This window comes from Flavobacterium sp. LC2016-01 (assembly GCF_009711135.1).
Taxonomy (GTDB): Bacteria; Bacteroidota; Bacteroidia; order Flavobacteriales; family Flavobacteriaceae; genus Flavobacterium.
The window spans coordinates 296,161-312,752 of record NZ_WMIC01000005.1 but is presented as its reverse complement, the minus strand read 5'-3'; the positions used below and the strand labels follow the sequence as shown (position 1 = coordinate 312,752).

Below are 16,592 nucleotides of genomic sequence, written 5' to 3'. Positions count from 1 at the left end.
AGATATGTTAATATTTTATTATTTTTTGATTTATGCAATTATAAAAAAATCATTTTATCGATGAAATATGATATTTTATCGATAAAATTAAAGATTCCATAAAAATAATATAAGTATAATATTACATTTATATTTTTTCTTTATTTGTAATGAATTAACAAATGTTTAACAAAAGATAGACAACATGAAGAATGTCCTTATTTTTCTCTTTTTATGCTCCATCACTTTTTCGACAGCACAGAATAAATTAAAATTCACTTATGACAACTTAACCGGTAATCAAATTAACCGAATTCTATGTATTAACTGTGCATCTGCAAAACCATCGAAAGACAATAATGAGATTCAAGCCGTCAGCGAAGAGGATTTATTAAAATTTTCTCCTACCGATGTTATTTCCTATTACCCAAATCCAGTTAAAGAGGAACTGTTCCTTAAATGGGATCTTGTTGATGAAAACTTTGTATCATCAATACAGGTAATCGGCATCAACGGACAAATATTGACGTCATATAGCTGCAAAAAGGAAATCAATTCACAGAATATACCTTTTCAAAGCCTGCCTGCAGGGGTTTACATAGTATCACTTGCATACAATAACGGAGAACAGAAAACAATAAAAATTATCAAACAATAACATATGAAACAGTTTTACTTTTCAATTTTAATTTTTATCAGCTTAAGCACCTTTATTTCAGCCCAGACAAATCAAACCGGCGCATCTTCCGAAGTTGGCAATACTGAAGGCGATCTTTCCGTGACTCTTTCCGGAGGGGCTTCCTACTCTACTCCAATTGCAGTGCCTCTAGGAATCAACAACGTCCAGCCAGAGATAAGCCTGACATACAACAGCCAGGGCAGTGTCGGCATTGCTGGATACGGATGGAACATTTCTGGCATATCTTCCATATCCCGAATCCCTGCGACCAAATTCCATGACGGAGTAATAGACGCTGTTGATTTCAATTCATTAGACCGCTTTGCCATAGACGGCCAGCGTCTTGTCTTGAAAAACCCATTGCAAGCTTATGGAGGTGATAATATTGAGTATGAAACAGAAATATACTCCAATCTAAAAATAAAATCCTACGGAATCCATCCAAACGGAGCTAATTATGGTCCAGCCTTTTTTACTGTAGAATATCCTGACGGATCAAAGGCCTACTATGGCAATTCAACTGATTCGAGATCTATTGTCGAATGGTCGATCACATCATGGGAAAACGCACAGGGCGTAAAGATCTTGTACAGCTACAATTCTTCTTACAATCTCCTTGAAATTGCTTCAATCAAATACGGGTCGCTTGGAGCGGCATCTCCCATAAATGAGATAAAATTTATTTATGAAGCCAGCTCCCGCCAAGAAAATTACTATGTCGGCGGACAAAATATAATCAGAAGCAAAAGACTGGCAAAAATAAGCTCATTGAGCAATAATGTAGGATTCAGGAATTACATACTGGAATATACTCCAACTGGGCAACGTTATGACCGAGTTTGGAAAATAACGGAAAAAAACGGGGATGAAAGCAAAAGCCTCAATCCGACAGTTTTTTCATATGATAATACAGACAACAATATTAACTACATCCCAAATCCCACAATTTTAGGCGTTGACAATGTATCTTCACTAAATGCATCAACAATTGCTGGAGATTTTGACGGCGACGGATTCATGGATTTCATTTTATATCCGCTGACGGGCACAAAAGCCAAAAAAAAAATCTGGATGTTCAGCGGCATCAGCCCTAATGCAAGTGCCCAAACCATTCCAAGTTTAGCCAATGCTACAGAATTCGCAAACGTATTTGACGAAATTTTCCCTGTAAACTACATCAATTACCAAAATTATTTGATGCCTCTTCAAGGCTGGACTGTGGTACAGGGAAATATTTTTACAACTTATGCCTACACGCCTTCAGGCGCAGTTGTACAGCAAGATCAGAAATCTTACACGTTTCCAAGATTTGTTCTGGATTACAACAATGAATGTGGAGGGGAATCCCCAGATGTAATCACCAACCCTACTGCACGCATGACAACCAAAAATGCAACAACAACCGGCGAAGGATCGATACATTATCATTACGAAAGCGATATCCAGCATGCCTTTATCAGCGGCGATTTCAACGGAGACGGTCTGACCGATATGATTGCAGTGGAAAAATCATTCACCTACCCTTTCACTTCCGGCTGTTCCACTTCTGAACGTACTTATTCTGGGGGACAGACTTTCTTTGTAAACCTGGACAGAAGACTGACCAGCAACTATGTAAATGATGCAGGCAACGTTTACCTTAGTTCCACTGGCAAAATTTTCGTTGCCGATTTTAATGGAGATGGAAAATCAGATCTTTACGTTTTCGATAGCGGGTCATTGAGCGTATTTACACTCGACAACAATAATCACTTTGTTTTATTGACGCAGTCCCTTTACGATTCGAGCATCAACATAAGTAAACCGATCCTAATAGGGGACTATAACGGGGACGGGAAGTCTGACTTCATGATCCCTATTGAATCAGGAAATGGCTGGTATAAATATACTTCGACTGGATCGGCATTCATCAAAGAATTTAAGAACATTGGTTATTTGACGCCAAACGACCCATACAATTCCTATAATTATTTTGCATCTGATTATGATAATGATGGAAAATCAGATCTGACAATAATACAAAACAACAGAAACAGCAGTAGCGGAACAGGTACCATAAAAATAACTGCCATCTCTGAAACCTCAACGAACAATTATACTGTACAAAATGCAACAACTTCAGCTCAGTCAAATATAGATATTTATGCATTGCCTATATATCTTCCTTCAACAGACAAACAGCGCCCGCACTTTGAAATTGCATTCATCAACAACAATAAGCTTCACTTTTTTAATTCCCCAAAGGATACAAATAAAGACCGCTTGCTGAAAACCGTAACCTATGGAAACGGCGTCCAACAGTTTATCAATTACCAGCCTTTGGATCCAATTTACGAATACAGCTACTACAGCATTTACAACTCGAGCCTGACAACAGAAAAATATCCTTTTTTTGATATTGTTTCTTCTCCTGATTTCCAGATTGTGGCATCATTGGAAAAGAAAAGCGCTTCTGTGTCGAAGATAAAACGCTACGGCTATTACGGAGCGATAACAAACGTGGAAGGCCTCGGTTTTCAGGGATTCAGGTCGATTATGGAAACAAACTGGCATAACAGCAACAATCCGATAACCTGCACGATCACTAACAGAAATATCAATTTGAGAGGAGCAGAAACTGATTCTTACTTTTTGACATACTTGGCTTATCCGTACCGCAACTTTGTACCTTCAAGCTACACTATAAAATCTAATTCAACCTACACTCCGACAACTGGAGATTTCGCCTTGCAGGCAAACAAAGTTTTCAAATTGCAGAATACAGGCTCTACCGTGGAAAACACTTTGGAAAATTCAAGTGTCGAAACTGCAAATACATTTGACTCATATAACAATATTACATACTCTCAAACAATCACCAAGGAAGGAAGCACTGTTATCCAAACAAATACATCAAATCTGACCTATGAAACTCCTATAACAAATCCACGTTATATATTGGGCAGGCTTTCCACTAAAACCCAAAGCAGTACGGTTCCGGGAAGCCCTACAATGACAATCAATGAGGCATATCGATATGATACAAACTTTCTTTGGTCGGAAGCCGACAGAAGCGCTTCCGGGACATCAACTATAACGGAACGTCTTGAATATGACTCTTTTGGAAATATCACAAAAAGATCAACAATCACTCCTTTATCGGCAAGAAACACATCGTTTGAATATAATGCTTCAGGCCGTTTCTTGACCAAAAAGACAGACAATGATGCTTTGATCACTACTTATGAATACTTCGATACCGGGATGCTGAAAAAGGAAACAACTCCATACACTCAGACTTCCTATACCTATGATTCATGGCTCAAGTTATTGACAACTACTGATGACAAACTGAATAAAACAGCAACCAGTTCATATGCTCAAACTTACAGCGCACAAAACGGCTCTGAAACAGTTGTTACAACTATCACCGATATATTGGACGGCAGCGTTTTAGAAGAAAGATACGATGATTTGGGAAGAAGGACGCGATCAGGCACAAAGGACATCAACGGAACGTTTTCCTACATCTCTTTCCTTTATGATATTTATGACCGAAACTATAAAATAAGCGAGCCATATTTCGGCGCCAGTCCATCGCAATGGAATGAAACCAAATATGATGTTTACGGCAGGCCGACAGAAAACAAATTATTCAACGGCAGGACAACCAGTGCATTGTACGAAGGGCTTTTTATTACATACACCGACGGGGCAAAATCCAAAAAATTGACTAAAAATGCCATAGGCAATATAATTTCTTCCTACGAGCCGTCAGGAGGAACTATATTATACTCGTATTTTGCAAATGGGAATCTGCGCCAGACAAATTATAATGCCGTCGATATAGTAATGGAACAGGATGGCTGGGGACGGAAATCAAAACTTACCGACCCATCTGCAGGTATTTTCAATTATAAGAGCAATGATTTTGACGAGATCACTGAAGAAAAATCACAGAATGGAAATGTGACCACCACTATAACCCGTGATCCAAGCGGGAGGCCCATCAACAAAAAAATCAATGGCGGAGGATCAAATAGCGAGACTACATATACCTATGATTCTTCAAAATTGCCTTTGACCATAAGCTACCAGGACAATAATGAGCCGGCAGGCGCTAATAAAACGACAACAACTATAACTTATGACGATACATTTAAGCGTCCGACTGAAATCACTGAAGAAAAGATCGGCATATCAAAATTTACACGTGCATTTGAATATGATGGACTAGGGCGTATTTCAACTGAAACCAAGACTGCCTGGGTTGGCGGAAAGACAAGCAGTGTCAAAACCAAAAATGAATATAAAAATGGCAGTCTGTATAAAATCTATGATACAAACAATAATGTATTATGGCAGGCGAACAGTTTGAATGCGAAGGGGCAACTATTGGAAAGCATTTTCGGCAATGGAATAAAAATGACAAATGAGTACGATGCGGATGGGTATTTGAAAAAAATACAGCATGACAAAACAACCACTCCCACAGCAAATATCATCACACTCACAACCCAATTCAATAAAAACACAGATTATTTGGACGGCCGAAGCAATAGTGCTTTTGGAAACTATACCGAAGCCTTCGGCTATGATGATTTGGGACGCTTGAAAACATTCACAAATAAGCTAGGGGTTGTAGAAACACAAAATTATGATTCATCTGGAAAAATAACCAGCAACAATTTGGGTACTTATGATTATAATCCTTCCAAACCTTATCAAAATACTTCTATTAATCTTACGTCTGAAGCTACAGGATATTATGCAAGTCGAGCAGGTCTTTATAATGATAGTATGGAAAGTAGAACAGGATGGTCAAGACAAGCTTACCGTCCTGAGTGTTTGTCATTTGATAATACAAAAGCTTACACAGGAACTAACTCCTTAAGAATAAATACAAATAATACATCTGTTAGTTATGTCCAATCCGATGTCTCAGTTGCGATCAATAACTCGATTGATACAGAATATACTTTTTCAGGATGGGTTTACAGTGATGGACCTGGAGCGCAAATAACACTATTTATGTTAAAAGAAGGTGAAACTTTCTATTATACTAATGTTAAATCATCTAGTACTAATGTTACTAATCAATGGTATTATATAAATGAAACATTTTTAGTTCCGGCGAACATTCGAAATATAAGTTTAAGATTAGATAATTTGGGAACTGGAAATACTTGGTTTGATGATGTTTCAATTCGTAAAACAAGTAATTCACCGACATCGGAACGACAATTAATAACTAGCTATAATGCTTTTAAAAGCCCTATACAGATTGAGGAAACTGGTGTTGATAAAATAAGTTTTCTATACAATGATGATAACCAGCGAAGCATGATGTACTATGGAGGACTGCAGACTGAAAAAAATGACAGGCAGTTTCGCAAGTACTATTCTGCTGACGGCAGCATGGAAGTCAAGCAGAATACCTTTACAGGAAATATTGAATTTGTAACATATATTAATGGGGATGGATATACTGCTCCGATAGCAGTAAAAAGCGATGGAGTTAATCCTATAACTTCCGCAAGTTTTCTATATCTACACAGGGACTTTCAGGGCAGTATTTTAGCGATAACAGATTTCAATGGATCAGTATTGGAGAAGCGCCTTTTTGATGCATGGGGTAGTATTATAAAGGTTCAGGACGGTGCTGGAAACATCTTGGCTGGTTTGACAGTTTTGGATCGTGGCTATACTGGCCACGAACACTTGCAAAGCGTGGGGCTTATCAACATGAATGCTCGCTTGTATGATCCTATCATACGTAGGTTTCTTCAAGTCGACAATTACATACAGGATCCAACTAATACACAAAATTATAATCAATACGGTTACGTATTGAATAATCCTTTGTTATATAGTGACCCTAGCGGAAATAAATACGGAGATGGCTTAGATTGTGTAAATTGTGGAAATAATTATCCGGGCTACGATCCAAACAACATGAATTATAATAAGCCTCTAGCAGACGCTATTAAAGATTGGGTAGGTGGATGGGCCAGCGCCAGAAATTTTGATGAAGCAGGTACTGCAGTAGGAAAAGCTGTGAGGGATGGGGTTAATTTTGCTGTCAGAAATATAAAATCATTTTTTGGAGGCAATAAAAATTCATCTCCTCCTCCACCGTCTCCTAATAATAGTAGTTATATTTACATTAATAGCAATAATTATTCAGCTGCTGAAGCATCATATTTAAAACATAATTTTGATATAGAGATAGAAAATGCGTATGGCGCGAATGCAGATAAAATTGCTGTCGCTACTGACAAAACATTAACCAATATGAGAGATAAAATCGCCACGTTAAAAAATTGGTCCAATAAATCCGGAAAACCTGTAATGTATTCGGAACCAAATTATAGGTATGCACCAACTGATGGAATTTCTGAAGCGAAAACATTTGCATATGATACTGATAATTATAAAATTTCAACAATTACTTTTTTTAATTCATCTTTTGACTCCTACAGAACATTAGCGTATAATATGCTTCATGAATATGGGCATTCTTATTTTAATTATACAGGCCAAATGGCGCCTCTTATGCGTAGGTATGGTATTTATAGTAAAAAACCACAAGCTTATACAGAAGTTTATGCTTTTGAATTTGCATACAAATATGGCGGTGTGCCATATAAAAACAATGCTTGGTATCAGACAAATAAAATTTTAAAAGATTCAAAAAATTAATATGAGACACATTTTATTCGGCTTGTTCAGTTTAATTGTACTAAATTCTTGTTGGAAGAAAGAAGATTCAAAATTCCAGAAAATACCATATAAACTAAGTGATAATTACAAAGATAGCTTAGGCACTAAGATTGTACCAAATGGAAATCATCAATATTGGGCTTATATGATTTACTCTTATAATTTTGGAAAAGAAAAACATAAAATTTTAAGCCAAGGAGGAGATACTCTTCAAAAACAATTTATAAAAACAGAGACTAATGTTAAGGGTTTTTTTGAAGGGTGTTATCCTAATTATTGTTGTAATTATATTATTACAATCAATAATGGAAAAGTAAAATATTTAAAATCAAAACAAGATTTTATAAATTTCCTTGGCAAGATTGATAATTTAGAAGAAGCTGTCTTGCTAGCTATGACTTATGGATATCTTTTAGATAATGATTTTAGAGGAAGTTCTTACAGAATAAAAGATGATTCTTATGAACTTCATCTTATGAAATTTCATGAAAATCCACCACGAAAGGAGTCTGTTGAAATTAAGATTAATCAAAAAGGCAATATTCAAACAAAAAGCCTCGGTTTGTACTGTAAGGGACAAAAATGTTTCGAATAGTATAAATAACATTGATTTTTATAAAAACAGGATCAATAGAAACGTTTTTAAATATAATTCACAGGCCGCGTATTCAAAACTCAAAACCTTTTCAAATCATCTGTAAAATGGTTCGAGAATTGTCCGGTTAGGGCTACTAAGACAAAGCTTCAGAGAAATCTGGAGCTTTTTTTGTTTTTACCTTTCTAATTTTCTTTGCGGGCAAAGATTCCAAATCTGCGCTATCGTTGTCTACATATTCGAGCGATCGGGTTTTTAATTACAGGAAATTAAATAACTTCGCTTTAAACAAAAGTAACATGAAAATTATCTGTGTCATATTATTGCTTTTTATCTTTTTGGGTTGCAAAAAAAATCTAATAGAAAAAGAAATGAATGCAATGAACGAAATGAATTTCGTTCCGACCAAAAGCATAAAAATAAAAAATTTGTTACCTTTTAAAAACCAAAATGATTGTATTGGTACTTATGTATTAAAGAATGATTCAATTATCTCACAATATGAAATTGAATCAAAGTACTCATTAATGGTCATAAAACTTAAAAATATTTCTCAGAATTGTACTTTCAATAATCACCAATCAACTAATTATCCAACACCAGGTTATTTTTCTACTATTAACGAAGGTTTATTCGAAGTTAATTTGAGTCCCGAAATATTTAAAGATGACTATAAAATTAATCGCATAGATTTTTTTTCAGATAATGAGATAAATTACCAAATAAATAATGACACTATAAAAAGCTTTAATCTAAATTTCAGTAACTATGTCATCAAAATTAACAATCAAGATTCAAAGGTAATTTATAGCAAAATAGAATATTATGGATTAAAAAACATAAATGCTAACATAGTACTTTATAATAATGAAGATAAGCTATATATCTTCATCATGACACCTCTGAAGAAAAACGCTCCTATAGATAAAAATAAATTGTACGATCATCTTTTTGGAAATAATTTATTAAAATAAAAGATCTAATTTCTAATTAATTCTAAATAGTTCGAGAATGACTAGTTCTATTATGAAAAGCTTCAGCAAGACGCGAATCTAAATTGGATTTAAGTTTTTTAAATCATCTGTAAAATGGTTCGAGAATTGTCCCGTTAGGGCTACTTAGACAAAAGCTTCAGAGAAATCTGAGGCTTTTTTGTTTTTACCATCTTTTCAACATCCGTTGCGTTCACGAGCGAGACGCTTGCAAGCAGGGTATTTAAAAACCAGCAAAGCTAACTTTACTGGTTTTAATTAGTAAAAAGCATGTGTTTTTTATTCCAACTTATGGGTATTCTTTTACAATAGAAGTTGTTATTATAAAAAATCATTTTTAGCAACTCATTACCAGCATATTTAATAATTTATTTTTTAAATAAGTTGCGAATTATTTTTAACAATATATAAAGTATTAAACCTAAAAGAACATACGAAGAAATAATTAGCAAACAATATGCCCAAATATTTATCATCGCTCCAATTCCCTTATAATAAGTATCCAAATAAGTATTTACTCGCAATGTGACTGCACTAACTAGGAATACAATTATTGTAACTATTAAACACTTTTTAAAAATTGAATTCATATTTTTTATTGATCACAATATATAAAAGTCTTTATATATTCTAGGTTAATTAATAGATATATTTTAATTTCCTTTTGGAAATTCACTTAAAAAATCTTGTTTAAAAGATTCATCTTTTTCTTCTGAACCTACTTTATTTGTTAGATCATTATAATCAAACTCTTTCACATCAGCCATTGCCCCGCTCCGCTCCGCAAAGTATTATTCACAACGCTGCGCAAATGTCTCCGACTTTGTGCCATTTTATAAATATGCAATTTAAAACGAATAAGTCATAAAGTCTCTACTTTAAAACTAAATTTCTTAGAAGTAATTTCCAAAATAAATAATCAAAATAATATTAAAAACTAACTGAAAAGTCAGAGCCTTTTAAGGCCTTTCGATTTCTAATAAACAAAGAAATGCGCAAAGTCAGAGACATTTGCGCAGCTTTTTATAAGAAACTCTTCGGGGGGCCGGAGACTATTTTTCCATTAAACCTAAAACCCAAATGCGTTGTAGTGGCTGTTATGCGTTGGTTTTTCTCTTTTAGTTATTGTTCACTTTCTAAATATTCTACTTTCTTTGAAGTTTTTAGCATTTCTACTTTTTGGCTTTGAGTAAAATCTCCATCAATAATGTCAAAAGTTTTTATTTTTATGTTTTTTGGGACATTGTACTTTAATATAAAACTATGATCAGGTAGAAAACCATCATACCAATAGTAATAAGATATGTTTTTTGCTTTTTTTGATATTTTCGGAAACCATTTTATTTTTATAATTTCTTCATATTCTTCAAATGTTAAATTTTCTGCTTTGGTTTCGCTTTCACTACCATTTATAAATTTTATCTTTTGTGATATTTGTCTTCTTAAAGTTTGATTTACAATTCTATTTTCAATAATTTTTTGAGAATAGTTAATATATAAAACAGAGCATATTGCAAATATTAATAAAGCAGATATTTTTTGTTTTGCAGATTTAGAATTTATTTTTTTCCTCCTAAAATATGAGACAAGAATTCTTATTCCTATTAGAGATAAAATAGTAAAGCCTATAATTTTAAAAATTTCTATTTCAAAGATAGAATCATCAAGAATAGTTTCAAGTTTGTCAACTGAAATATTAAGAAACACGAACAATATCAATGCATTAATAAAGATTAAAGCTAAATATCTTAATTTCATTTTTTATCTTTTCGTTTCGTTCAGCCAAAATGACGCACAACTTATTTATATGTGTCACAAAACCACACAAACGCATCCACATTTAGGTAGATATGTGTGATAAATTTCACACATTATTTCTTTTCAAATATATATTTTTTTCACTATAAACTATCAAAAGGACTTTTAATTTTATCGATGCTTTTTGGCACTTATATGATTGGCTATAAAAACAAAAGGCAGAAAAAAAATTAAGATACGCATGATACAATACTGTAATAATCCAAGATAATCTGGTTAGATAATTGAATGCTTCCCGCCCGCTACTAGTAAATACAAAAAGCCGAGAAATCTAGATTTCTCGGCTTTTTTTCTGGTTCGAAAATCTTGTTTCAATTTCTTGAAATTTTAAACTCCTGTATTTTCAAGGGAATTTGGTTCGAATCTCGTTAAGGATTTGATCATCCCAACGGCAAAACCACCATTTCATTATGCCAATTAGCCAAATATGTTGTAGTAGCTGTAATAGCTAGTTTTTTATTCTATTACCAAACTCACATATGTGTTTCCGTCTTCACCAATGTATTCAGAGTTAAATATTCGTTTCCCAATAATTGATTTAACAGCTTTCTGAACATCCTCTAAATCTCCTCCTAATTCTAAACTCACATTTTTTTCTGTATAAAATGCATCTTCATCTATAAAATCAGAAACATGTAAATAAAACTTATCCAGTATATCTTCCAGTGGATATTGAGAGCTTTCGTTTTCTTCTAGATCAAAGTTCAATGCAAAAACGTGAATGTCTTCCTGCTTATTTCTGTAAATATTAGTTTCTATAAGTTCGTAATCTGGATTACTATACTTGTCAAGATTAATGTGTTTAATGTTTTTCATTCGTACTTAATGTGTCGGTTAAATTACACAAATCCATTCTAGTTGATATTAACTTAGATTTTCAATATAACTCATTCTCAAATGGTTCTACGTCTTGAAGTTTTGGTAAAGGTCTAATTAATATTTTCTTTTTATTATAACTAATTAATTTATCAATATCATATCTTTCTTCTTTTTCAATTCTAACTCCTGTAGAAAGATTAAAATCTATTGTTGTCATTGTACCTCCACCAGAATTAACTTCTGAAAATCCAATTAATTCAAAATTTCCGTTTTGAAACCTAAACTTATGTTCAAAATGTCCTCTTAACAATTCAAAGTTTATGCTTACTACACCTTTTTTTATTGTAATATCTGAAAACCCATTACCAGTTTTAAATCCATCTCTTCCATCTGGATATTGGGCTTCAATTATTTTGGTTGAAGAAACAATTAATTCAAAACTTCCGTTTGGTTTAGCAAAAAATATTTCTAATTTATATGGTGATTTTTCATTTATTGTATCTTGAGTTACAACAACTTTATCTAGTAGGTTATCTTTATTTAAATCTCCGGTAACTTGTATTATTTTTTTATTAAAAATGTCTTTTAAATTTCTATTTTGTGAATACACACCGATTTTAATTAATAACAGACTTAAAATAAATATTTTTTTCATATTTAGAAATTTGCTTTTCTTTTTCCGCCAACTGACAGCTAAGTTATTTATAATAAATCTCACGAAGCTACCAAAATTAGAATAATACATGTAATAGACAACACGCAATATATTTATTTGATTGTAAATTATCAAATAGGTTTTTATCTGCTATAATATCTTATCTATCAATTTAGTTTCCATTTACTATCCATTGTTGAACTTTATCAAATCTTCCATAAAATGGTTCGAGAATTGTCCCGTTAGGGCTACTAAAACAAAAGCTTCAGAGAAATCTGAGGCTTTTTTGTTTTAACTATCTTTACCCCCCTCTTTGTCAACATCTCGTTGCGTTCACGAACGGGACGCTCGCGCCAGCAGGAGATTTTATTCTGCAATAACTGCTTTTATTTTGGTTACATATGGATCAAAAATTACAAAATTAATTTTTTCAATTATTCTATGTTTTTCATCGCAAGGATATTTCCTTCGCATTTGATATTTTAAAATAATTGTATCGTTTCTTCTTTCTATGTTTGGAAAATGTGAATTACATCCATTTACTTCAAAGTATGCAGTAGCTAAAACCATTTCTTCATATTTGACAAATTCAATATTCTTTTTTATGAGTTTTCTTTTTACTTCAAAATCTTCATCTTTAGAATCTGCCCAATAATAATCTTGAAAATACTCTAAATCATTATTCTGAAGTTTTTTAATTTCTTCTTCATAATTTTCAATCTTCTCTGGTTTTATATTCTTTTTATATGATTCAGCTATTTTGTTGTATTTATTGTATTCAACTTCACTAAACTTGTTTTTAACTCCTATGTTTTTTGGATGAAAATAGTTTAGCATAAAATTCATAACGGTTGTTCTTTCACCAGTACATTCATATCTTGTTTGTATGACAGAAGTGTCTTTTAAATGTTCAAAAAACACATTCTTAAGTTCTGGATATTTATTTATTATCAGACCGTTAAAAGCATAACATCTAATATTTGGATTTTTATTCTTTGTTAAGAAAACAAGATCTTGATTGGAAGCAACTTTTAGTAAGTCATCAAATCTTTTTGTACCACGTAATCGAATTTCATCAATTAAAGACAAACTATCTACAGCATTTTGAACTTCTATTGTAAGGCTATGCTGTTTTTTTAGTTTTTTATTCTGTGAATCTTTTCCGCAAAAAGTGCAGATAAGCAATAAAAAAATAAGTGCAAAAATTGATTTTATCTTCATTATTTTCGGTTTTTATAAAATCTCTGTCAATGTCTTGCTGTTACAGCAGGTTTGGAACTAAATTAAGCCCATTCTTCGGATTTGCCAAATAACCCCGCTCTACGAAGTATTCATCAATTACGCTGCGCAAATGTCTCCGACTTTACGCCAACTTTCAAACCGTCATCAAAAAACTAAAACTTCTCAATCCCGAAAGCTTTCGGCACCGACTTTAAAACAAATATCTTGTTTATTTTCTATTCGAGCATAAATATAAAAAAGTCGGGAGACTTTTGAGACGTTCACAATTTCTAAGACACAAAAAAATGCGCAAAGTCAGAGACATTTGCGGAGCTTTTCATAAGAAACTCTTCGGAGAGCGGGTTTATGCTGTGCTTATAGGTACTCTATTTTTGGATTCCCAAATTATTCAAAATGCAAAACCAACTTCCTGTAAAACCAATTGCCTAAATCAGTTATAGCAGCTATTTGCGGTCACGATTTGTCAATTACCTGCATTCTCTTCTTCCAATCTTTTATTTCTCTCTTTCTTTTGAGAAATATAAATTCGATTACTGATTAACGATATGATTAAAAGGAGTATTCCAAAAAGCAAAGCCCCATTTCCATCAATTGATTCCGCATTCATATTAGTCCCTAAACGAGTTTTGTAGGGTTGACCCGTTGACAAAATATTATTTAACTTCATATAAATACCAACTGCAAAAAGTATGAGACCCAAAAAAAAACATAAACCGGAAAATATCTTAGTTGAATACATTGTAATTGATTTAATTGGTAAGGGGATTTAATATGACCATTATACTATGCTGATTGTTTTCACAAAGTTCAAATACTTTGAAGCAACTTTGTGCACACGAGCGGCACCTCATCGATCTCCATTTTTATTGCTTTTTATAAATTAGAGTTTCATTTACTCTAATGAATCTATTTTTTGCATCTCTAATCCATTGAGTTGATTTTTGAATTATTAGATTGCGATCATTAATTTCAACAATGTCTAAGTTTTCACATTCTTGAAAAATAGTATCATTTTCACTAATTATTTTATCCGGAATTAATGATAATGTAACTCCCAATCGATTTTCATTTCTATTGAGATAGAACTTTCCTCTTGAGTTTATTCTAAGATCATCACTGCTATATTCTTTTTTATAATTCCCGTCCTGCAAAATAATTTTTTCAGTATAATTAGGTTCTTTTAAAACCCAATTTCCGTTATAGTTATTTTTTTCAATACTTTGATTACAACTAAAAACAAAAAATAAGGGTAGAGAAAATAATACTATAATAAAATTTAAATTAATTGAATATCTTTTCTTTATCATAATCATCATTTTATTTCATATTAACTATTGCTTCATACAAGTGGAAACAAATGTTTTCTTATTTATTATCAAGTAACTTTTCCAGTTTCTCATAATCACCACTTTGTCCAAATTCTTCTGTGTTCGGTTTTGTTCCTAAAATTATACTGGCTCCGCAACCAAAACAAATTTTTGCTATACCAACAATTTTTGATTTTTTCCTGAAAATCAGGATATCTCTATAAACGTAAATACAACTGGATTCGAGAACGTCGCCGTGTTTCTTTTCAGTAAAAATCTCGTCTATTTGTTTAAATTTTTTTGAGTCCACATTAGTTTTTGTATAACCAATGGTTTCCAATTTATCTAAAAATCCGACTTCATTTATACTTCTCGGAGTGTAGCCAACAATGACATCAAAGCGAAATGCATCCTTTTCGGATTTTTTATAATTATTATAAAGTTCTTTAATTTTATTTTCTTTAAAATCGTTTTTGTAATGAATTATTTCGTCGTAATCAAAATATTTCTTGCTAGTTATTCTTGGTTTTTCATACGTTACTAATTCTCCGATCGGTGTATTTTTTTGATTAGTCTTGGAATTAAAACCAAGCAATAAAAGGGATAGTAAGAAGACTGTATTTTTCATTTATACGATACGTTCTAAAACTGTTTGCTAACTTGTTTATATGAGTGACAATCTACACAAATCTACCCAAATTTAGGTAGCTTAATGTGATAAAGTATTAAATATTATTAAGATGCGTATTTCATTATACTATAATAATCTGCAATTACCCGACTAAATACTTGGATGCTTCCTGCTATTAAGATAAAAACTTTCTGAAGCTTTGTATTTACGCTAAATTGCAGGGTTTCAAAACCTAAATTCTAAAACCAATAAAAATATTTTTAAAAAAAATGCTTTTTTGAGGTAACAATTAAACTAGTGCTGTATCAAAAGGTAAACTTTAAAAAATTAAATCTTATGAAAACGAAATCTATTTTAATTATCGCATTTATCCTTCTTGTCTCAAAATCTGTTTTTGCTCAAACTGCCTTCAAGGTAGAGGTAAAAGGAAAAGGAAATCCCGTATTGTTATTCCCAGGTTTTGGTTGTACAGGAGAAGTATGGAATGAAACAGTGGCCGAACTTTCTAAAAATTACGAATGCCACATTTTTACTTTTGCAGGATTTGGCAATGTTCCTCCAATTGAAGGGCCTTGGCTGTCTACTATAAATAATCAGGTTATTTCTTATGTAAAAACCAAAAAATTAAAAAATGCGGTATTGATTGGTCATAGTCTGGGAGGAACTTTAAGTTTGTGGCTGGCATCTGAAGAAACTACTTTATTCAAAAAGTTAATTCTCGTTGATGCTTTACCTTCAACTGCAGCTTTAATGATTCCGAATTATAAAGGCGAAACTCTTTCTTATGATAATCCTCAGAGTAAAATGATGCTGGCGATGGATCAAAAGGGCTTTGAAGCAATGAATTCACAAATGACTTCTTACATGTGCCTGAACAAAGAAAAACAAAAAACAATCAATGAATGGATGAATATTGCCGATAGAAAAACCTATGTTTATGGTTATATTGATATGCTTAATTTAGACTTGAGAAAAGAAATTTCTAAAATTAAAATTCCAGTAGTAATTTTAGCTGCAACGAATCCAGATCTTGCTACCGTACAAAACACCTATAAAGTCCAGTATGAAAATCTGCCATCCGCTAAAATTCTTTATGCACCAAAAGCAGCGCATTTTGTAATGTACGATCAGCCGGAGTGGTTTATAGAAAATGTAAAATCAGAATTAAAATAA

At 32.5% G+C, this 16,592-nt stretch carries 12 protein-coding genes; 5 read left to right on the top strand and 7 right to left on the bottom strand.

The window, feature by feature from the left end; all coding sequences use genetic code 11:
- The first annotated feature begins 184 nt into the window (after nt 1-184).
- The 4 genes from GKZ88_RS12585 to GKZ88_RS12570 all read left to right on the top strand — a co-directional run bounded on the left by GKZ88_RS12585 (nt 185) and on the right by GKZ88_RS12570 (nt 8,929).
- Nucleotides 185-637: a T9SS type A sorting domain-containing protein gene (locus GKZ88_RS12585; protein ID WP_155102721.1), complete on the top strand. Its 453-nt coding sequence runs from the start codon at nt 185-187 to the stop codon at nt 635-637.
- Between the two features lie 3 nt (nt 638-640).
- Entirely contained in the window at nt 641-7,339 is a 6,699-nt protein-coding gene (locus tag GKZ88_RS12580) for an FG-GAP-like repeat-containing protein (RefSeq protein ID WP_155102720.1), read from the top strand.
- Between the two features lies 1 nt (nt 7,340).
- A complete protein-coding gene (locus GKZ88_RS12575) occupies nt 7,341-7,955 on the top strand; it encodes a hypothetical protein (RefSeq protein ID WP_155102719.1) in 615 nt (204 codons plus the stop codon).
- A 299-nt stretch (nt 7,956-8,254) separates the two neighbouring features.
- Nucleotides 8,255-8,929 carry a hypothetical protein gene (locus GKZ88_RS12570; RefSeq protein ID WP_155102718.1) on the top strand — a complete coding sequence of 225 codons (675 nt, stop codon included), beginning with the start codon at nt 8,255-8,257 and terminating at the stop codon, nt 8,927-8,929.
- A 1,140-nt stretch (nt 8,930-10,069) separates the two neighbouring features.
- On the opposite strand, the gene GKZ88_RS12565 is transcribed toward GKZ88_RS12570, so the two are convergent.
- The 7 genes from GKZ88_RS12565 to GKZ88_RS12535 all read right to left on the bottom strand — a co-directional run bounded on the left by GKZ88_RS12565 (nt 10,070) and on the right by GKZ88_RS12535 (nt 15,416).
- Nucleotides 10,070-10,705: a hypothetical protein gene (locus tag GKZ88_RS12565; RefSeq protein ID WP_155102717.1), complete on the bottom strand. Its 636-nt coding sequence runs from the start codon at nt 10,703-10,705 to the stop codon at nt 10,070-10,072.
- A 516-nt stretch (nt 10,706-11,221) separates the two neighbouring features.
- Complete coding sequence (locus tag GKZ88_RS12560) at nt 11,222-11,581, bottom strand: hypothetical protein (RefSeq protein WP_155102716.1); 360 nt, start codon at nt 11,579-11,581, stop codon at nt 11,222-11,224.
- A gap of 61 nt (nt 11,582-11,642) precedes the next feature.
- Nucleotides 11,643-12,239 (bottom strand): hypothetical protein, encoded by a 597-nt coding sequence (locus tag GKZ88_RS12555; protein ID WP_155102715.1) that lies wholly within the window; start codon nt 12,237-12,239, stop codon nt 11,643-11,645.
- A 366-nt stretch (nt 12,240-12,605) separates the two neighbouring features.
- Entirely contained in the window at nt 12,606-13,460 is an 855-nt protein-coding gene (locus tag GKZ88_RS12550) for a hypothetical protein (RefSeq protein WP_155102714.1), read from the bottom strand.
- A gap of 484 nt (nt 13,461-13,944) precedes the next feature.
- Complete coding sequence (locus GKZ88_RS12545; protein WP_155102713.1) at nt 13,945-14,220, bottom strand: hypothetical protein; 276 nt, start codon at nt 14,218-14,220, stop codon at nt 13,945-13,947.
- Between the two features lie 124 nt (nt 14,221-14,344).
- Complete coding sequence (locus GKZ88_RS12540; RefSeq protein ID WP_155102712.1) at nt 14,345-14,788, bottom strand: hypothetical protein; 444 nt, start codon at nt 14,786-14,788, stop codon at nt 14,345-14,347.
- Between the two features lie 58 nt (nt 14,789-14,846).
- Nucleotides 14,847-15,416: a hypothetical protein gene (locus GKZ88_RS12535; protein WP_155102711.1), complete on the bottom strand. Its 570-nt coding sequence runs from the start codon at nt 15,414-15,416 to the stop codon at nt 14,847-14,849.
- 339 nt (nt 15,417-15,755) lie between these two features.
- Here GKZ88_RS12535 and GKZ88_RS12530 point away from each other — a divergent pair, with 339 nt between their 5' ends.
- Nucleotides 15,756-16,592: an alpha/beta hydrolase gene (locus GKZ88_RS12530; RefSeq protein WP_155102710.1), complete on the top strand. Its 837-nt coding sequence runs from the start codon at nt 15,756-15,758 to the stop codon at nt 16,590-16,592.